This window comes from Candidatus Laterigemmans baculatus, from assembly GCF_010367455.1.
In the GTDB taxonomy this organism is placed as follows: Bacteria; Planctomycetota; Planctomycetia; order Pirellulales; family Pirellulaceae; genus Laterigemmans; species Laterigemmans baculatus.
Genome location: NZ_WRPR01000149.1, coordinates 35536 through 55352, shown reverse-complemented (window position 1 = coordinate 55352; position 19817 = coordinate 35536). Strand labels below are relative to the sequence as shown.

Annotated in this window: 17 protein-coding genes; 7 read left to right on the top strand and 10 right to left on the bottom strand. The window is 64.1% G+C overall.

Annotation, left to right across the window (positions count from 1 at the left end; all coding sequences use genetic code 11):
- Nucleotides 1–234 precede the first annotated feature (234 nt).
- Nucleotides 235–1338, bottom strand: coding sequence for a magnesium/cobalt transporter CorA (gene corA / locus GNK13_RS21185; RefSeq protein WP_164104630.1), 1104 nt, complete (start codon nt 1336–1338; stop codon nt 235–237).
- Nucleotides 1339–1345: 7 nt separating this feature from the next.
- A complete protein-coding gene (locus GNK13_RS21180; protein ID WP_164104629.1) occupies nt 1346–1624 on the bottom strand; it encodes a hypothetical protein in 279 nt (92 codons plus the stop codon).
- Between the two features lie 115 nt (nt 1625–1739).
- Between GNK13_RS21180 and dnaB the strand changes: the two genes are divergently transcribed.
- Nucleotides 1740–3185 (top strand): replicative DNA helicase, encoded by a 1446-nt coding sequence (dnaB, locus tag GNK13_RS21175; protein WP_390622540.1) that lies wholly within the window; start codon nt 1740–1742, stop codon nt 3183–3185.
- A 202-nt stretch (nt 3186–3387) separates the two neighbouring features.
- The gene (locus GNK13_RS21170) at nt 3388–4140 is read left to right on the top strand and encodes an arginyltransferase (protein WP_164104627.1); all 753 of its coding nucleotides are present in this window, start codon (nt 3388–3390) and stop codon (nt 4138–4140) included.
- 236 nt (nt 4141–4376) lie between these two features.
- Here the strand turns inward: GNK13_RS21170 and flgK are convergent, their stop codons facing one another.
- The 8 genes from flgK to GNK13_RS21130 form a co-directional block, all read right to left on the bottom strand.
- Nucleotides 4377–6071: a flagellar hook-associated protein FlgK gene (flgK, locus tag GNK13_RS21165; RefSeq protein WP_164104626.1), complete on the bottom strand. Its 1695-nt coding sequence runs from the start codon at nt 6069–6071 to the stop codon at nt 4377–4379.
- Nucleotides 6072–6166: 95 nt separating this feature from the next.
- Nucleotides 6167–6658: a hypothetical protein gene (locus GNK13_RS21160; RefSeq protein WP_164104625.1), complete on the bottom strand. Its 492-nt coding sequence runs from the start codon at nt 6656–6658 to the stop codon at nt 6167–6169.
- A gap of 4 nt (nt 6659–6662) precedes the next feature.
- Nucleotides 6663–6965 carry a rod-binding protein gene (locus GNK13_RS21155; protein WP_164104624.1) on the bottom strand — a complete coding sequence of 101 codons (303 nt, stop codon included), beginning with the start codon at nt 6963–6965 and terminating at the stop codon, nt 6663–6665.
- A gap of 170 nt (nt 6966–7135) precedes the next feature.
- On the bottom strand, nt 7136–8263 hold the full coding sequence (locus tag GNK13_RS21150) for a flagellar basal body P-ring protein FlgI (protein WP_164104623.1): 1128 nt from the start codon (nt 8261–8263) through the stop codon (nt 7136–7138).
- 36 nt (nt 8264–8299) lie between these two features.
- The gene (locus GNK13_RS21145; protein ID WP_164104622.1) at nt 8300–9157 is read right to left on the bottom strand and encodes a flagellar basal body L-ring protein FlgH; all 858 of its coding nucleotides are present in this window, start codon (nt 9155–9157) and stop codon (nt 8300–8302) included.
- Nucleotides 9158–9249: 92 nt separating this feature from the next.
- On the bottom strand, nt 9250–10443 hold the full coding sequence (gene flgA / locus GNK13_RS21140; RefSeq protein ID WP_164104621.1) for a flagellar basal body P-ring formation chaperone FlgA: 1194 nt from the start codon (nt 10441–10443) through the stop codon (nt 9250–9252).
- 81 nt (nt 10444–10524) lie between these two features.
- The gene (gene flgG, locus GNK13_RS21135; RefSeq protein WP_164104620.1) at nt 10525–11331 is read right to left on the bottom strand and encodes a flagellar basal-body rod protein FlgG; all 807 of its coding nucleotides are present in this window, start codon (nt 11329–11331) and stop codon (nt 10525–10527) included.
- A 20-nt stretch (nt 11332–11351) separates the two neighbouring features.
- Entirely contained in the window at nt 11352–12104 is a 753-nt protein-coding gene (locus GNK13_RS21130) for a flagellar hook-basal body protein (protein ID WP_164104619.1), read from the bottom strand.
- A gap of 239 nt (nt 12105–12343) precedes the next feature.
- Between GNK13_RS21130 and GNK13_RS21125 the strand changes: the two genes are divergently transcribed.
- From GNK13_RS21125 to GNK13_RS21105, 5 genes are all read left to right on the top strand, one after another.
- Nucleotides 12344–12790: an iron-sulfur cluster assembly scaffold protein gene (locus GNK13_RS21125; RefSeq protein ID WP_164104618.1), complete on the top strand. Its 447-nt coding sequence runs from the start codon at nt 12344–12346 to the stop codon at nt 12788–12790.
- Nucleotides 12787–14058 (top strand): aminotransferase class V-fold PLP-dependent enzyme, encoded by a 1272-nt coding sequence (locus GNK13_RS21120; protein ID WP_390622539.1) that lies wholly within the window; start codon nt 12787–12789, stop codon nt 14056–14058. The genes GNK13_RS21125 and GNK13_RS21120 overlap by 4 nt, the downstream gene beginning before the upstream one ends.
- Before the next feature lie 32 nt (nt 14059–14090).
- Nucleotides 14091–15350, top strand: a complete 1260-nt coding sequence (locus GNK13_RS21115; RefSeq protein ID WP_164104616.1) for a metallophosphoesterase family protein — start codon at nt 14091–14093, stop codon at nt 15348–15350.
- Between the two features lie 47 nt (nt 15351–15397).
- Nucleotides 15398–19021: a YhaN family protein gene (locus GNK13_RS21110; RefSeq protein ID WP_164104615.1), complete on the top strand. Its 3624-nt coding sequence runs from the start codon at nt 15398–15400 to the stop codon at nt 19019–19021.
- Between the two features lie 155 nt (nt 19022–19176).
- Nucleotides 19177–19773, top strand: coding sequence for a nitroreductase family protein (locus GNK13_RS21105; RefSeq protein ID WP_164104614.1), 597 nt, complete (start codon nt 19177–19179; stop codon nt 19771–19773).
- Nucleotides 19774–19817: the final 44 nt, after the last annotated feature.

Sequence of the window (19817 nt, the reverse complement as noted above, 5' to 3'; positions counted from 1 at the left end):
TTTCTTGAAAAATCCTCCCCCCGACCTCAGCTCTCCACCGCCCAGACCTGCGGAAATGCCGCAAATCGCGGGGGAATCCCCCTTGGACGAGCCCCGAGTGGACATCCAAAAAAACTGCTGCTCGGTTCGTTTAATGGCAAGCCGAAGACGACTGCTTTTTCAAAACTCCGTCGCCTTCGGCTTGCCGTTAAACGATCGATCCGCGAGCCATCCTGCTGCGACTAAGGCAGACCATCAGATCTCGCGATGGAGCCAGCCTCGGCGGCGGAAGAAGTAGAGCAGGATTCCGGCGGTCGTGGCCATCGCCGCCAAAGCCATCGGATAGCCGTACCGGGCGTGCAGCTCCGGCATGTTGAACGGCGAGGCGGAGGTGTCGAAGTTCATCCCGTAGAGTCCGGTGATGAAGCTCAGCGGCATGAAGATCGTGGAGATGATCGTGAGGACTTTCATCACTTCGTTGGTCCGATGGCCGATCCGCGCGTAGTGCAGTTCGCGCAAATCGGCGCATAGCTCTCGGTAGGTCTCGGTGACGTCGACCAGCTGGACGGTATGGTCGTAGACGTCGCGGAGGAACAGTCGCGTGTCGCGGGTGATCAAGCGGTTGTCGTCGCGGAGCAAGTTGTTGATCGCTTCTCGCTGAGGCCAGATCGATCGCCTGAGCAGGAGCAAATCGCTACGGATCTGGTGCAATTGTCCGACCAGCTCCGGAGTCGGACGGATCTCGAGCTCGTCTTCGATTCGCTCGAGCGACTCACCAAAGGCTTCGATCGGAGCAAAGTAGGCATCGATCACGGCGTCGAGCAACGCGTAGGCGAGAAAGTCGGGCCCCCGCGACCGCAGCGGGCTCTCGGGGGACCGCAAGCGATTGCGGATCCCGTTGAAGCAGTCCCCCACATGCTCCTGAAACGTGACGATGAAGTTCGATCCGATGAACAGACTGAACTGCTCGCTCTCGAGCCGCTCCTGGTGGTTTCTCACCATCCGGGCGACGACGAACAGATAGTGCTCGAACTCCTCGACCTTCGCCCGCTGGTGCACGTTGACCACGTCTTCGAGGGCCAACTCGTGAAGCCCGAACGTCTGCCCCACCGAGCGGATCACGTCGGCGTCGCCGAGCCCGCTGACATTGATCCACACGACGCGGGCCGAGCCTCGAGCGCGGGCGACTTCCTCGGCCGTGACGTTCTTGGCTCGGTGGACCCGGTGTTCGTCGTAGGCGAACAAATCGATCAGCGGCGGGGGCGCATCGGCCGCCGGGCGGATCGTACCGGGCACCGCACCGGGACGCGAGGCACGACGAAACGGTTTGAAGATGCGACGGCGTTTCTTCTTAGACAAACCGGCCTCAACCACTCGAGAGACATAGGGATCGGGAGACCGCCCCGTTGTAAACAACCAGCCAAACGGCCAGCAAGCTGCTGCCCCCCCAGCCTTGCCCCCCAGCGGTCACCGACGCATGGTAAAATTCCCCGCTGGCGTCGCGCAGCAGTCGCTCGACCGGTTGTCCACAGCCGCTCGGAGTGGATCGAGACTCCGGGAAGTGCCGATAAAAAGAGGTAAACCCCGGTTCGGCGGGCACGCCGGGACAGCCTCGGTTGCGTCCTCGCCAGCGAGCGACGACCATGCTGGGACCTCAAAACCCGGGGGCCTCAAGACCTTGGGGCCCGATTCCCGGGAGAGCGAAGCAGTGGGCACGTGTGCCGCAAACCAGCAAATCCAAACGGAGTGGATCGGCTTTGATCGCCAATAGCAACGACGGCAAGGGCAGTGGATCGCGGCAGCGCGGCGACAAACCGCGGCGGAGCAGTACCGCGGAGATCCTCAAACGCCATCCCCCGTTCGACCTCGAGGCCGAAATGGGGGTCCTGGGAAGCGTTCTGATCCTGCCCGAATGCTGCGACGATTTGGCGACCTTGCTGCGTCCGGACGACTTCTACGACGACGCTAACCGCAAACTCTATGCGGTCCTTCGCGAGATGTACGACGAAGGGGAAAAGATCGACATCACCCTGCTCGTCTCGCGACTCAAACGCAAGGAGCAGTTCGAAGCGATCGGCGGGGCCGCCTACCTCGGGCAGCTGAGCCAAGCGGTTCCGAACGCGGCCCACGCCGTCTACTACGCCCAGATCGTCGCCGAGAAAGCCACTTTCCGGAAGCTGATCGAGTCGAGCACCGAGATCCTCGCCGACGCCTACGAGCAGACGCACGATGCTCGTGATCTCGTCGCCCAGGCCGAGCAGAAAATCTTCTCGATCATGGACGGGCGGACGGCCAATTCGCTGAACGCGATCAGCGACGTGTTGCACCAGTCGATGGACCGCATCGACGCCCGTTTGGCCGGCGAGCACGTCGAAGGGGGAGTCGAGACGGGCTTCAAAGACTTCGACGACATGACCGGCGGGCTGCACAACACCGAGATGATCATTCTCGCCGCTCGCCCGAGTATGGGGAAAACGGCGTTCGCGATGAACATCGCCCAGTTCGTGGCGATCGAGCTCCAAGAGCCGGTGCTGTTCATCAGCTTGGAAATGGCGGCGATCGAGTTGGCTGACCGAATGCTCTGCTCGTTGGCCAAGGTCAATGGTCACCGGCTGCGAAACGGAACGATCAGCAACGACGATCGGATTCGGCTGAGCCAGACGGCCAGCGAGATCAGCCAATCGCCACTGTTCGTCGACGATTCGCCGAGCCGCACGGTCAGCGAGATCGCCGCCGGCGCCCGGCGGATCAAGCGCCGCCACGGCAAACTCGGATTGATCGTGATCGACTACCTGCAGTTGATCGAGCCGGACAACCCCCGCGACCCGCGCCAAGAACAGGTGGCGAAAATCGCCCGCCGCCTGAAAGGGATGGCCCGTGAGCTCGACGTCCCGGTGCTCTGCCTCTCCCAGCTCAACCGGCAAGCCGAAGAGGGCAAGGACCACCGCCCGCGGCTGAGCCACTTGCGGGAATCGGGGGCCATCGAACAGGACGCCGACGTCGTGATGTTCGTCCACCGCGAAGAGTACTACCACCGCGGCGAGGACCAGGCCCAGTACGCTGGGCAGGCCGAGATCATCATCGCCAAGCAGCGTAACGGTCCGGTCGGCGAAGTCGAACTGGTGTGGGAGAAGGACTTCACCCGGTTCTACGATAAGGCTCCCGACCGGCACAGCGAATTCGACGAATACGCCGAGTTCTCCTGAGCCGCCCGAGCAGAGTCGCCTTTCGCTCCGCGAAAGTAGCGCAAATGCACGGTTCGATGCGCTACTTTCGCGGAGCGAAAGGCGACTAAACGCGGAGCGAAAGGCGACTAAACGCGGAGCGAAAGGCGACTCACCCACGGTGAACCGCTAGAATAGGGGTAACTTCGGCGGCTCTGCTCGTCCCCTTCCGGGCTGTCCCCTCATGCGCCATCAACTGACCCCCGTCGATAGCCCGCTGACCAGCAATGCGCTGGTGATGATCCACGACCAGCCGCAGCCCTGTCCGTATCTCGAGGGTCGTCAGGCGCGGATGCCGCTGCACTGGCCAATCCGACTGGTCAGCCCCGCGGAGTTTGACGCGTACATGGAGGCGGGCTACCGCCGCAGTGGAACCTTTTTGTACCGCACCCGGTGCGGGGGCTGCCAAGCCTGCGAGCCGACGCGGTTGGACGTGGAGCGGTTTTGCTGGAGCCGTTCGCTGCGGCGGGTTCGCGATCGCGGCGATCGAGTCCTGGAGTGCCGCTTGCAGCCGCCGATGGCCGATCGCAGTCGCGTCGATCTGCTCAATCGCCATCGTGACGAACGGAATTTGGCGTCGAGTGGTGGACCGCTCAGCTTGGCCGACTACGAAGCGTTCTTGGTCGAGAGCTGCTGCGACACGCAGGAACTATCGTACTGGATGGGCGAGCGGCTGGTGGCCCTGGCGACGGTCGACCTGGGAGCGACCAGCCTTTCAGCAGTCTACTGCTTCTTCGATCCCGACTGTGCCAAACTCAGTCTCGGGACTTATTCGATCCTCAAACAGATCGAACTGGCCGCCGCCACTTCACGGCGGTACGTCTACCTGGGCATGTACGTCGCCGGGAATCCGCACCTGAATTACAAGTCACGGTTCGTGCCGCAGGAGCGGCGGATCGATGGTCGTTGGCAACCGATCTTCGTCACCAATACCTGAGCCGACGGCGCTAGCCGCGGGTGAGCCGACGGCGCTAGCCGCGGGTGAGCCGACGGCGCTAGCCGCGGGTGTGCCGACGGCGCTAGCCGCGGGTTCCGGTGCGCTGAGCAACTAACGTCGCATCACGCTGTGTTCAATCAGCCGCAACGCGCTAGCGTCCGGTTATCACAGCGTTTTCGGGAACCGGGGGCTAGCGCCCGGCGGCTGATGATGAATCGGAGAGGGTCACGGGGAGGTTAGAGCGACGTCAGTAATTCGAGCATCTCGCTGGCCGTGGCGATCACGCGCGATGCCGCTTGGAAGGCGCGTTGGTAAGTGATCATCCGCAGCGCTTCCTCATCCATGTTGACGCCCGTGATCGCCAAGTGCTCACCCTGCAGCGTGGCGTAGAACGACTGCAGACCCTGCGTCGCCGCTTGCTGATTGGAGGTCGCCAAGGCGAGGCGGTTGGCCATCTTCGCGTACTTGTCGCGGATCGAGACGCCTCCTTCCCGTTCGATGTCAGCATCGAGCAGATCGACTATTTCGGTCAGTCCGTCGGTGTCGGCACCGATCCCTCCACGGCTGATCGCCAACATGCTGGGGTCGTCTTTGAGCACCGAATTGACCGCCAGCGACTCGGCTCCGCGGCCCACGAAGAACGTGTTGAGCCCGGCCGCCGCGACAAATCCAGAGGTGTCGCCGCCGAAGGTGAATTCGACTCCCGGCAGATCGCTGGCAATTCGCAGCTGTCCATTCGGCGTCAGTTCCGCGCTCAGCCCATCGATCCGATCGATATCGGCGATGATCGAGGCGACCGTGCTTCCCCCGTCTCGGTCGGGATCGCCGAGCCGGACGTCGATCCGATGCGTTGACAGCCGCTTGCCCGCCTCGTCGACTAGCGTCAAATCGAACGCGCCCGCCTCAGGGGTCCAAGCCAGCCCGGCGGCGTCGAGCGCGGCGTCCGGAACGAACGCCTCGGCGGTGGTCAGCGAGTCGTACCCGCGGTGCCCCTGTCCCTGAGAGTGAAGCGTGTTGAACTCCCGCGCCAGGGTTCGGGCGAGGTCGTCGAGATCGTTGAGCACTTCGCCCACCTGAACATCCCGGCCTCGCTTGATCGCGTACAACTCGCCGCCGCTGAGTTGCAGCTCAGCATTGTTGTCGCGAAAACGGATCTCCCCCCCCTCCTCAACTTTGGTGTAGTCGATCTTCAGTTCGCGGTTGTAGATCTCCGAGACCAGATAGTCACCTTGCACGAAGATGCTCACGGTCCCGGTCGCCTGCTCCTGGACGTTGACGTCGATCAGTTGCGAAAGCTCCTCGATCGCTCGATAGCGGTCGTCTCGCAAACCGGTCGCATCGCTGCCGATCAGTCGCCCCCCCTCGATCGTGCTGATCTGGAGATTGAGCTTAGCAATCTTTTCACCGAGGTCGTTGACCCGATCGACCGTGTCGACCAATGCCGCGTCGAGATCCGAACGGACGCGAAGCGCCTCTTTGTGCGTTCGATTCATCTTCAGCGTGAGCGACTCGGCGGTGAGGATCACGACTTGGCGAAGCGAGGCATCATTTGGCTCATTGGCCAAGTCGTGCAGCGCTCCATTGAGCGCCGTGAGCTCGTCATTGAGCCCGGTCCCGTCGAGATCGTTCATCAGCGACAGGAGCTGTGTGAGGGTCTTGTCCTGCAGTGCCCCCGACGCCAGCTGGCTGCCCGCGTCCCACATCCGTTCGGCCAGCGCTTGATCGATCTGCTGGGTGATTCCGGCCGGGCGGACGCCATGACCGATAATTAGCTGACCAGAGCGCGAGGGGGCCGGAGTCGTCTGAATATAGTTCTGGCGGATGTAGCCTTCGGTGTTCGCGTTGGCAATGTTGTTGCCAACCGTCTGCAACCCGATCTGAGCGGACTGCAGCGCACCGGCGGAGTTGTGGATCGTGCTGAACAGGGACATTGCAATACCTCCACCGTGGACGAGAGCTACTCATCCATCGGTATCGGCGATTGCCCGCCCGACGATCGATACAATCCGCAAAGTCGCCCGAAACGTCAGGCCGCTTCGTCGAGCAACCCGCCGCCAGCGTATCCCTGAGCACGAATGGCTCCTGGTCCCGCGTACGTTCCCGGCGAGGAACCGGAACGCGTCAGAATTCGCACCAAGTCCTTGCTCGCCTCGGCCAGATGAAAGTGCGTGACAAAGCTGCTGATCGTCCGGACTCGCTGCTCCTCGATCCGCGCGGCGATTCGCTCGCACTCCTGCAGCAACTCCGCTTCGCCGCAGTGCTCGAGCACCGTACGAAGCGAACGCCCTCGCCGTCCTTCGACTCGCGAGCCGGCGAGCAACTCGGCACGCTCTTCGAGCAGCGACTCGAGCTGTGCGGAGGCTTCGGCTGTGGCCACGGCGGGTTCCGACGGATCGCCCTCGCCCGTCAGAGCCGGCAAAGCTTCAAAGCGATCGAGCGCCGCGGCGAGCGCACCGACAGCCAGGTCGAGTCGCTTGAGGTACGCGGCAACGGCGTCTATCCAATTCGCATCAACCATTCGCTCACGACCTCCGCAGGGAGAACAGTTCGTACATCGGATCAGCGATCGTGTCTGCCGACTTCTCGGTGATATCCTCGACCAGAATCTGGTCCATCTGCTCCTGGAAAATTTCCTCAGTCCTGCCGCCATGAAAATAGGCGGGAGTTCCGACGGTGCTTCGCATCGAAGAGAGCATCTGGCCGAACAGCGTTTGGCCCACGAAATCGCGAAACGCTTCCCGCGCCGGATCGGCCGCGGGGGAGGGGGGCGCGCCGAGCGTTGACGGGGGAGTCAGCCGCTGCGTCTGATTCGGCAAAATGTTCATGGGGTACTTCAAAAACTGGGGTGCGAGTTTGTTCCATCACCCTCCCCCCGGGAGCGTCGCGAGGAACGAGCGGGGAGGGCGTGCAAAAACCCTCCCCGGGCCTGAGAGCCCGACCCTCCCGCAAGCGGGAGGGTGATGGGATGTGCGCTCTTGCACTGCCTATGGCTGTCTTATTGAAAAATCACCTCGCCGTACAAATCGCCTTTGCGCTTGAGCGCTTTGATGATGGCGATGAGATCGGCCGCGGGAACGTCGAGCGCGTTGAGAGCATCGGCCAGAGCTTTGAGCTTTGCGTTGCTCCCCGGGCGTCCCATTTGGTCAAGCGGAACGAGCCCCGCTTCGCCCTTGGCTTCGATGCGGAGGTTTTGGTGGGTGATCAGCGCCGGTGCGATCTCCACATCCTCCCCGATGACCACGACTCCCTCACGCTCGTTGATCACGACGCGGTTCGACTTGGAAGGCAGCGAGATTGGGGCCGCCATCATCCCCGAGACGAACATGATGGGGTTGTCGCGATAGACTTCGGGAATCTGCACCTCGATATGCAGTTGGTCGATCGCTCGGGCGCTGGGCTCCGAACGAGAGCCCGCCATCCCCGGCGAGAAACCCTCACTACCGCCGCCGAAGGAGAAATCGGGGAGCGAGTTGATTGCTTCTTCGATCCGCTGACTGGTGTCGAAATCTGCGATGTCGCGGTCGATGATCAGCGTCAATTTGCCATCGCGGTGAAATGGCGCCATCACGTTGGCCTCCATCTTGGCCCCCTGATGCACCGTGGCCGTGGTCGCCGAACCGTTCTCGGATATCCGCAGCGGACCTTCGGCGACGGCATAGACGGTGGGATTGTCAGCACGTGGCCCGAGCAGCGGAGTCAGCATCAAGTAGCCCCCCTCCAGGCTCTTGGCGCTGATCGCATTGACGACCAAGTCGAGACGGTCTCCCTGCTGGGCTCCGACGGGAGGAATCCGAGCGCTGACGAACACCAGCGCAACGTTCCGGGCATCCTCCACGTCCTCAAGCATCAGCTGGCCGCGGGGATCCGTCGACATCTGGCCCCCCATCAACTGCATCATCCGCGAGAGTGCACGAGCGGTGGGTTTGGCGTCCGCATCCCCGGTTCCCCGAAGCCCGACGACTAATCCTAAACCCTGCAGCGTGTTGACCTCCTGCCCCTTCAGACGGCACACGTCGCGAAGCCGAAGTCCCTCCCCACGCGCGGGCGAAACCTCCACTGCCAGCACGAACCCGACCAGCAGCAGGACGGCAGGAAACGGGCGGTGATGGCGAGGGAACCACATCGGCAAACTCGGATTCAATGGCAGAGTGAACAGCGTCTAGAACGGGGCGAGCGTTTCCCACCACCGCGTGAACCAACCTCGACGATACCCATCGCGGAGCCTTCCCCGGTCCTGCTTGTCGATCCGAATGTCCAGCAAATCTCGGCTCAGCACCACGTTATCCGGAGCGATGTCGACCGGTCGGCAGATCCCCGAAAGGGACGTCTCCCAAACGTTCTCGTTGACCTTTATCGTTTTTCGCGCCTCCAGCACCAGATCACCATTGGGCCGAACGTCCACGATGCGGGCCGCGATGTTGAACGACAGCGACTCGCGAGACTCGAGCGAAGCGTCCGCCCGATAGAGCTGATTGAGCGAACCTTGCGCCCGCGGGTCGCCGTCATTTTGCGGCGCTGGCTTGAGGTCGAGCCCGTCGAGCTCAATCCAATCTTTCAACAGCGCGTCGTACAGCGCGTTGCGGCGATTCTCGGCGTTCCCTTCGGCCTGCATTCGCGACAGCTCATCGACGCGGATCGTGACGATGTCGTTTTTCTGATAAGTCCGCACCGCAGCCGGTGGTACGTAAGTCCAACTCGCTCCGCTGAGCGGGATCCCCTGCGGCACGTAGGGGCTCGCCGGATAGCCCGCACCTCCAGCACTGCGCGGCGGTGGCGTGAGTGCCGGAGGAACCCCAGCGGTCGCAGCGACTTGCCGCACGCCACCGGCGGTTCCCACTGTGGTCGGAGGCGCCGCAGCGACCGGGGGCGCCATGGCGACTGGCGGCGCCATGGCGACCGGCGGCGCGGCATGCAGCAACGATCCGTCCTGCCCGCGAGCCGACGTCTCCGCTGCGGTGACGAGCCCACCGACCGCCACAGCCAAAAGGCATCGCCGGGCGGTAGCAAAATTATCCATCATCGTTGTGTCAGCTCAGCGGGAAACAAACAAACACCAGCAACCAAAATCTCAAACCTCAAATCCCCAGCCGGGTTCCAGCTCTCCGATCTCTACTGGCCCGGGTTGGCTGTCGCCGGCGGCCGGGTGACGATCTCGACGACACCGTGAGCGACCGCGTGTCCGAACAGCTTGCGGCGTGGCGATTGCGTTTCCACGCTCACCGGCTCCCCGGCCGCTGCGGAGTCCAGCGCTCGTGCTGCCGTGGTAACCGTGACACCTCCACCGACGACGCGGAGCTCGACCAAGTCGCCACGGCGGATCACCAGCGGGGCTGTCACGTCATCGAGATCCATCAGCCGCCCCTCGGAGATCGAGCGTTTGACTTCCATGCCCACGACGGATTCCAAATCGCGAATCAAGGAATCGTGAAATCGCTCGCGGGCGACGGGCTCGAGACGCACGTCCCCGTCGGCGATAATGTCCCCACGGGTAAGCGTCCGGCCGGCAACGACTGCCAGCGGCAGCTCGACCAACTCGATTCGAAGCGTCGCCTCGACTCGCTCGAACTCCGTCTCGCCACGGATGATCATCGCGAGCGTCTGACCGCCAGGCTTTCCGGAGGTGGGCTCATCGGCAAGCTGCAACGAGCGGATCGCCCGCAGCCCGTCGAGGGCCGCAAAATTCGCCTGCCGATGGTCAACTGTGAATTCGTACCGCTCGTCAAGACGCTCGTACGTCTGCTCGAAAGCGACTTCGATCATTCGCCGGATTCGGTTCCGCTCGGCGGGCGCCAGCGGCGCGGCGTCGGCCGCAAGCCCCGCTGCGACGACCGGCCCGACTGCGGCGACAGGGCGAACCCGGCCGGCGAACGTTTTGCCCACAGGCTCGGCATACCGGAGCGTGACCGTTTCGGGACCACTCCACCGCACTCGCTCCCCGAGCAACCCCGACCGATACAGCATCTCGCTCAGCCGCTGACGTTCGATTCGCAGGCGCCGTCCATCGGTCGGCAGCAATCCCACCGCGGCTGCGGCGGCCCGCTCCCAGCCCGCTGGAGCTTGACCCACCGGCGCGGCCACATCGGCGAGTCGCACGATCACACTGTCGAGGACGACATCGCCGCGGAGCTGAAGCATCGCCATCGGCGTTGCCGCTCCGCCAACCGACTCAGGCGCATCTCGCACTCCGCCAGGCAGCGCAGCCAACTGGGCCGACGGAGACTCCGGCGGAGCCGCGAATACGAACGAGCCGGCCGCCAAAACCAAACCTGCCAGCGCGCAAATGAACTGCGTCGCCACGCGCATGCCACCAACACCCCCGAGAATAGAGTGGCGGCGCACGGTCGTCGCAAGGAAGCCGGATACGCAGTTCACAACATACTCACCTTAGAACCGACGCAGATTGGAAATCGTCTGCATCATTTGGTCGCCGGCCTGAACTGCCTGGCTATTTAATTCGAACGCCCGCTGCGTGGTTATCAGATCGATTAATTCCTGCACCGGCTCGACATTGGAAGCTTCCAGGTTCTGCTGCCGAATAATTCCGACGCCGTTCTGACCGGGCTCACTGTTCTGCTCGGGCCCCGAAGCGTCGGTCTGGACATACATATTTTCGCCGACCTTGAGCAGCCCATCGGGGTTCACGAACTGGGAGAGCTGGATTTGCCCCTGCTGCTGCAACTCGACATTTCCCGGCTGCCGCACCATGACCTGCCCATTGGGATTGATCACGATATTGATCGCGTCGTTGGGAATCTGGATCGGCGGATCGAGCAACCGCCCGGTCTGGGCCGAACCAATAACGAGTTGGCCGTCGGCGTTGATATTGAGATTTCCGGCCCGCGTGTACATCGGCGCCTGCGTGCCGGGGTCGAGCACTCGCAACAACCCTGAGCCTTCGATCGCGATATCAAGATCGCGCCCCGTTTGCTGCAGCGTCCCCTGCCGCTGATCGGCTTGCGTGCTCGAGATCCGGACACCGAGACCGACTTGCGTCCCGACGGCCGTTGACTGCTGCGAAGCATCCTGCACGCCGGGGTAGACCTCGGTGCGGTAGAGCAAGTCTTCGAAGTTCGCGCGGTCCTTCTTGAAGCCGGTCGTGTTGATGTTCGCCAAGTTGTTGGCGATCACGTCCAGCTTGGTCTGCATCGCGTCCATGCCAGTGGCCGCGGTATACAACGTTTGAACGCTCATCCAACTTCCTTGGGTGAAACCTAGGCTTGCAACACGCGGGAGATCAGCGAGCCGATGACGTGGTCCTGGTTCTGGATCATCCGCACGTTTGCCTCGTAGGCCCGGCTGGCCTCGATCAACTCCATCATCGCCGCCGTCGGCTTGACTCCCGACTGCTCGATGAACCCGCTGACTACCGGACGCGCGTTGCCGCGAACAAGGTCAAATTCCGCTGGCGCCTCGAACAGGTTGCCACCGAGATGCTTCAGCTCGCCGAGTTCCTGCGGCCGCGCCAGCATCAACTGGAACGTTTCGCCGGCCTGCTGGATCCGGCCGCCGTCGAGCACGCTGTGCGGCAGCGTCGGATCGATGGCGATGGGTCGGCCGCCGGTGTCGAGCACCGGATCGCCTGCCTGATTGATCAACCGCCCCGCGCTGTCGAACAGAAAGTCACCGGCTCGAGTCAGCAGCGATTTGTCGCCCCGCTGGACGACGAAAAAAGACTCGCTGTCGTTGATCGCAAAATCGGTTTCGTTGCCGGTACTGCGGAGCAATCCCTCTCCAAACTGGGTGGCGACCGGCTGGACGGTGACTCCGCCCCCGACGTCGTCGATCCCGCCCGTACCTGGAGGCACTTCACCGCGCTCAATCAGCTCGGCAAAACGGGCCTGCATGATCGCCTGCTGCGGCTTGTAACCAGCCGTCTGGACGTTGGCCAGATTATTGCTGAGAACTTGCAGCCGGTGATTCTGAGCGTTGGCACCGGCAGCCGAGACGTACAGTCCGTAGGGCATAGCAGCGGATGAATTTCCAGGTGGTGATCCCCCCACCATCGACGATGATGAGCAATAGCAACGACCGCCCCCCGAGAGCAACCCCAGCGTGGGACGATCTACGAGCCACAATGGAGGCTCGACTTTCCGACGTCTGCGGAAGAGGGGGCTGGGGGCTGCCCCTGTCCGATTTTTGACAACTCGCGTAGACTTAAATCGATCTGCTCGTTTCTCCATCCGCTCTTTCGCTTGCTGACGACATGTCGATCGACGAACGCGACATCTACGAAGAACACGTGCTGCCGCACTACGAAGATCCCTACCATCGCGGCCACTGCGAAGTGGCTACGCATGCTCACGAGGGGGACAATCCGCTTTGCGGCGACGTCGTCCGCGTCGAGATCGAACTCGATGACGAGGGGCGGGTCCGCCAGGCGTGGTTCGAAGGCGACGGTTGCACGGTCAGCCAGTCTTCCGCTTCGATGCTGATGGAGCGGATCGAGGGGATGACGGTCGAGGAACTCAAGCAGTTCTCGGCCGAGGACATGCTCGCGCTGTTCCAGGCGAGCCTGACGCCGAACCGACAAAAATGCTGCCTGCTCTCTTGGCGAGTGCTGCAGGCAGCGATGCATTCGCCAATCGACGGCGAGGATGAAGATGCCGAGGTGGACAGCTTTGGCGGACCGAGTTTGAGTGAGGAGAGCTGATGACGGTGACCGAAGCCTTCGCGCTCGACGCAGGCCGCTTCCGAAGCGATTTTCCGGTGCTCACGACCCGCTCGCGGAGCGGTGCGCCGCTGGCCTACCTCGACAACGCCGCCAGCACACAGCACCCGGCGGCGGTCATCGACGCGATCGCCGACTGCTATCGCGGCTATTACGCCAACGTCCACCGCGGAATCCATACGCTCAGCGAAGAGTCGACCGAGCGGTACGAGCGAGCACGCAAGACGGTCGCCCGGTTCCTCAACACCGAGCACGCCCGCGAGCTGATTTTCACGGCCGGCACGACCGCCGCGATCAACACGGTTGCCCGGGCTTGGGGGTCGGCAAACGTCGGCGAAGGTGACCATATCCTGCTGACGATGGCCGAGCATCACGCGAACATCGTCCCCTGGTTTCAGTTGGCGACGCAGGTCGGGGCGCACGTCCATTTCGTGCCGCTCACCGACGACGGCCGGTTGGATCTGGAGAGCGTCGCCAGAATGCTCGACGCGCTGCGTCCCAAGATGTTCGCCTTCACGGCCGTCAGCAACGTGCTGGGGACGGTCAATCCAGTCGCCGCACTCGTGGAGATGGCTCGCGAGCGAGGCTCAGCGACGCTGGTCGATGCAGCTCAAGCAGCGCCGCATGGGCCGGTGGACGTGCGCGAGTGGGGGGCGGATTTCGTCGTCTTCAGCGGTCATAAAGTCTGCGGACCGACCGGTATCGGCGTCCTCTACGGCCGCGAAGCAGTGCTCGACGCGATGCCGCCGTTCCTCGGTGGCGGCGCGATGATCCACCGCGTCACGACGCGGGGCTTCGAACCCGCACCGCTGCCCGAAAAGTTTGAAGCGGGGACGCCGCCGATCACCGAAGCGATCGGTCTGGAAGCGGCGGTCGAGTATCTCGGCCACGTCGGTCTCGAAGCGATTGGTCGATACGAGCGTCAGCTGGTCGAACGAGCCGAAGCCGGTTTGCGAGAGATTCCGGGACTGGAGATTTTGGGTCCGGCTCCGGAGCATAAAGCGGGCATCGTCAGTTTTGCGATCGAAGGGATCCACGCCCACGACATCGCCCAGTGGCTCGACACGCGAGGAATTGCTGTCCGCGCCGGCCATCACTGCGCAATGCCGCTGCACCAGTCGCTGGGGATCACGGCGAGCACGCGGGCGAGCTTCTATTTCTACAACACCCCGGACGAGGTCGATGCGATGGTCGACGCGGTGGGGGAAGCGCGAGATCGGTTCCGCAAGCGGGGCCGCAAGCGGCAGTAGCGGATGCCGGCCGACTCTCGTACGATTTTCCTATGCCACGCTTCATCCACGCTGCCGACATCCATCTCGACAGTCCGCTGCAACGGCTCGAATCGTACGAGGGGGCTCCGGTCGAGGAGATTCGCGGAGCCACTCGGCGAGCGCTGGAGAATCTGGTCGATCTGGCGATCCGCGAAGAGGTCGACTTCGTGGTCATCGCCGGCGATCTCTACGACGGCGATTGGCGGGACCACAACACTGGGCTGTTCTTCGTCCGCCAAGCGACGAAGCTGATCAGCCACGGGATCCCGTTGTACGTGATCCGCGGGAACCACGACGCGGCGAGCATACTCACGCAGTCGTTGCCGTTGCCCCAGAACCCCGACGGCTCGCCGATCCTGCTCTCCTCCAAGCGTCCCGAGACGGTGCGGCTCGAGTCGCTCGGCGTCTCGATCCATGGGCTCTCGTTTCGCAACCGCGCCGAGACCGATAACTTGGCCCTGCAGTATCCCGAACCCGACGCCGGAATGTTCAATCTGGGGCTGCTGCACACGAGTCTGACCGGCGGAGAAGGGCACGAACCCTACGCTCCCTGCACTCCCCAGCATCTGGCCGACAAGGGCTACGACTACTGGGCTCTCGGGCACATCCATCTCCGCGGCGAGCGTCATCTCGAGGGAACCGCTCCCGTGGTTTTCGCGGGCAACGTGCAAGGTCGCCACACCCGCGAGACGGGCCCCAAGGGGTGCGTGCTCGTTGACATTGGCGGGAACCGGCAGACGACGCGGACGTTCGTGCCGCTCGACGTCGTGCGGTGGGAGATCTGCCCGATCGACCTTGGCGAGCACGACCACGTCGACGAGATCGTCGATCGCTTCGGCAATTTTCTCAGCGAACGGCTCGAGCACTGCGACGATCGCTCGTTGGTCGTGCGGGCTCGCGTCTCTGGACGCTCGGAACTGCATACGACCCTGATCGGCCAGCACACGCACTACGAGAACGCGCTCCGGGCGCGGGCGCTTGACATCGGCGGGGGGCGAGTCTGGGTCGAGAGCCTGCGGATCCGCAGCGAGTTGCCGGCGGCTCGAGATCCGGACATCGACTGGGATGGACCGATCGCCAGCTTGCTGTTGGTGCTCGACGAACTGGGCGGGGATGGGGAAGCCGATGAGACCCTTGGCAAAGCCTTTGCTGAGCTCAGCCGCAAAGTGCCCGCGGAGATTTTTGAGGCTGACATCGCGGAGCTCGTCGCCGAAGCGCGGCCCTCCCTGCTGGCCAGACTGCGTGGAATCGGCGACAGTAGTTCACCGTAGTACGTCGCGATTCTGTTCTCCGCCCGCTCCGCCAGCTCGTTCCGCCCGTGCGCATCGACCGCGTTGATCTGAAGGCTTTTGGCCGCTTCACCGACACGTCGCTGGATTTGTCGGCCGGTCCGAACCGCTTTCATCTAATTTACGGACCCAACGAGTCGGGCAAATCGACCAGCCTGCGGGCGATCCTCGCCTGGCTGTTCGGCGTCCCGACGCGAAGCACCGACAGCTATCTGCACAGCTACGCGAATCTCCGCGTCGGCGGACGGCTCTCGGCGGCCGACGGCCGCGCGCTCGAATGCGTCCGTCGCAAGGGAAAAGCCAAGACGCTGCTGACGCCGGACGAGAGCGAGGCGATCGACCCGGCCGAGCTAGCCGCGATGCTCGGCGGGATGGACGAGGAGTCGTTCATCCAGGGATTTGGGCTCGACCGCGACCGGCTGGTCGAAGGAGGCCGAGCGATCGTCGAAGGGCAGGGGGACATGGGAGAGATCCTGTTCGCCGCCGGCGTTGGGGTCAGCAGCTTGCGGGAAGTCCAAGCGAGGCTCGAGAAGGAATGCCGCGATCTGTTTTTGCCCAGCGGCACGAAGCCTGCGCTGAATCAAACACTGAGCGAGCTGAACACGCTCCGCACCGCGATGCGGGCGGCAACCTTGCCGACGAACGAATACAAGCGGCGATGTGCGGAACTCGAAGCCGCTCGCGACGAATCGAATCAGCTCGCCGAGCAACTGGTCGAGGTGCGGACCAAGCTGGCTGCTGCCGAACGGACGCTCGAAGCGGTCCCCCTGGCCCACGCCCGGGAGGCGATCCGCGAAACTCTCAAACCGCTCGCTGACGTGCCGCTGCTCGACGAAGCCTTCAGCACTCGCCGCCGACAAGCAGAGATCGATCTGCGGGTGGCCGCGGTCGAGCACACCCAGTTGAAAGAGCGGGGGGCAAAACTCCAGCAACGGCTGGCGGCGCTGCCGAACGAGAATGCGTTGACTCCCTTCGCGCCGCGGATCGAATCGCTTGCCCGCCAGGTCGGAGCTCGGGACGAAGCCCGCGAGCATCTCCGCGGGATCGAAAAACGCCGCGACCAGGCCGACGCGGATATCGCCGAATTGCTCGCCCGGATCGGCTCCTCGGCGGACGTCGACCTCGATTCGCTGCGGATCCCCGACGCGGTCAAGGATCGCATCTGGCGGCTCACCGACGAAGGCACTCGGCTTCACCAGCAGGTCGAATCCGACACCGCCCGCTTGTCCGCGAGCCGCCGCGATCTGGCGTTGGCCGAACAGCAGTGGACGGTGAGTGAGCCGCCAGCCGATCCCGCTCCACTCGACGCGGTGCTGCGGCGGGTCGGCAATCCCCAGCGGTTGCTGAGCGAGCTTCGCAAAGCCGAAGAAGTCGCCGCGCACCACGCGGCCCGAGCCGACGCGGCGGTGCGACGGCTGAGCGGCTTTCATGGCTCGCTCCGCGAGGCCGTGCGGCTGCGTCCGCCCGCCGAACCGACCGTCCAGCGGGTGGCACAAGCACTCAGCGACGCTGTCGCGGAACACGAGCGGCTCGAGGGGGAAGCGAAGATTTGGCAGCGAAACCGCTCCCGGCTGAACGCAGAACTGGAGGGACTGCGCGGCGAGCATGCAATTCCCAGTGAAGCCGAACTGGAAGCCGCTCGTCGCGAGCGCGATGAACAACTCGAGTCGTGGGTCGCGACCGCCGACGCTGCGGCAGCCGCCCGCCGCGACGCCCGCCGCGATGCCCTTCGCGATGCCCTCCGGCGAGCGATCCTGCACGCCGACCGGATCGTCGACCGGATGCGGCAGGAAGCCGAACGGGTCGCCCAGCGGGCGCGGGCCGAATCGCAGCTGGCAGCGCTCGAGCACGAGGGCAGCGAACTCCAACAGCGACTGGCGACGGCCGAGCAGGTTCGCGATCGGTGCTGGGAGGAGTGGCGGACGCTGTGGGAGAAAGCTGGGATCGAAGCAGCTTGGCCCGACGAGATGCGGCACTGGCTGGACGCGCACGAGGCGGTCGTGGAAGCCGTGGCGGAGGCGGAGGCCGCGGATCGAGCGGTGGCTGCTTTGGTTGCCGATCGCGACGCTGCCGTCAAAGCCGTCCGCACGTCGCTGGCCGCCGCTCGAGGCGTGCGTCCCCAACCGGCTGCCGCGCGCACTGCCGCCAGCTCGGGCACCGCCAGCTCGGGCACCGCGAGTCTATTTCCCGATCCCGAGAGAGACGGCCCCAAGAGAGACGGCTCTGAGAGCGACTTTGCCGAGGGCGAGGATCTGCTCAGCCTCTGCGATGCGGCCGAGCGGTTGCGGGATGGGTTGGCCAAGCAGCGAGAGGCGTACGAGGCGGCCGAAAAGGAAGTCGTCCAGCTGCGGACGCAGGCTGAACGGATTGCGGGCGAACTTGCATCGGCCACGGAGCGTCTTACACGGTGGCAGGCCGAATGGGCTGCTGCGGTTGAACCGATCGGAGCTCCGGCCGATGCGACCCCAGACGAGGTCCGTCACCGCGTGGGTCGGATCGACGAGATTTTCGAGAAGAAACGGGAGCGGGACCAGCACCAGCAGCGGATCGACGGAATCCGCCGCGACAGCGAGGCGTTCGCCGCCCAGGTCGCGGCGCTCGTCGCCGACACCGCGGGGATTCTTGAGGATGCTGCCTTGGACGCGATGTCGCCCTACCAGGCGATGGACCGGCTCCATCAGCGGTTGCTTCAGTTTCAGACAGCGGCACGTGAACGCCAGACTCTTACCGAGCAATGGGAAGAAAATGAACGACAGATGCAAACCGCCGAGCGTTCGATCGTGCGTTTCGAAGCCATCTTGCGGGAGCTGTGCCGCGAAGTCGGATGCGAAGCGGTCGATCAACTGCCGGAAATCGAACGGCGGTCGACGGAACGGCGGCGACTCGAAACGGAACTCCGGCAAACCGAATCGCAGCTCGAACGACTAGCCGCCGGACGGCCCCTCGAGGACTTGGTCGCCGACAGCCTCGCCTGCGAAAGCGAGCCCCTGGCGGCGGAGATCGAACAGCTGCGGATCTCCGCCGAGTCGCTCGCGGGGAAGCACGGCGATGTGCGTGAGCAGGTCGGCGCCCTCCGCAGCGTGGTCGAGTCGATGGATGGGAGCGGACAGGCGGCGGAGATCGGCCAGCAGATCCAGGATCTGACGGCGCGGGCGGCGCGGCAAGCGCGGAGCTACGCCCAGCTGCGGGTCGCCGCGGTTGCCCTTGGCCGGGCCATCGAGGATTACCGGCAGAAAAACCAAGGGCCGATCCTGAGCCGCGCCGAAGCGATCTTCAGCCGCCTGACCTGCGGTGACTACCACGCCCTGCGGCCCCAGTTCGACGACAAAGGAACGCCGATCTTGGTCGGGATCCGCGGCCCCGATGACGCGGCCGTTCCGGCTCCCTGCTTGAGCGAAGGGACGGCCGATGCGCTCTTCCTCGCCCTCCGCTTGGCCAGCCTCGAGGCGCACCTCGAGCGGCGCGGCCCGGTGCCCTTGATCCTCGACGACATCCTGGTCCAGTTCGACGACCAGCGATCGGCAGCGGCACTCGGCGTGCTCGCGGAGATTGGCCGCAAGACGCAGGTGGTTTTCTTCACCCACCACCAGCACTTGATCGATCTAGCCAAAGAGAATTTGCCGGACGACGCGTTTCACGTCCATCGACTATAGGCGGTGGCCGGAAGCTTCTCACCCCATCAGCCGCCACGCTTCTTGCGTTCGGTTTTACCGTTTTCCGGAATTCGGGGGGCTAGCGCCCGACGGCTGGTGCGACGAAGATTGTGCCGTACGGCGAGCGACTGAACCTGCCCCCCCTGGAGAGACTCATGCGATCCGAAACCGACCACGAGGTACTGCCAGCGATTGCTGAGCGGTGGAGCCCCTACCGGTTCGAGCCGCGAGTGGTCGAGGATGCGAAGGTCCTGCGTTGCCTCGAGGCGGCGCGGTGGGCGGCGAGCAGCTACAACGATCAGCCGTGGTCGTTCATGTTTGCGAGGCGGCAAGATGGCAAGGCATTCGAGACCGCGCTGTCGTGTCTTCTGGAGGCGAACCAACAGTGGGCGCAACACGCCGGGGTGTTGTTGCTGACGGTGATCCGCACGACGTTTCGCCGCAACGGCAAGCCGAACCGCGTGGCCCTGCACGACCTGGGGGCCGCCGCGGCCGGCATGGCGCTGCAAGCCACCGCGGAAGGATTGCAGGTGCATCAAATGGCAGGCGTGAATCTCAGCCGCGTTCGCCAGGCGTATCGCGTTCCCGAGGGCCACGAGCCGCAAACGGCGATCGCGATTGGCTATCCCGGGGAGGCCCGCGATGCAGATGATCCCCTTGCCTCCCGCGACCGCCAACCCCGCACTCGGCTGCCGCTCAGCGAGCAGGTCTTCGCGGGCGTTTGGGGAACCAGCGCCGACCTGGTCCGCTGACACTTTTGCCGCTGTAAGCTTTTTCCGCGAATCCGTCCGCAGCC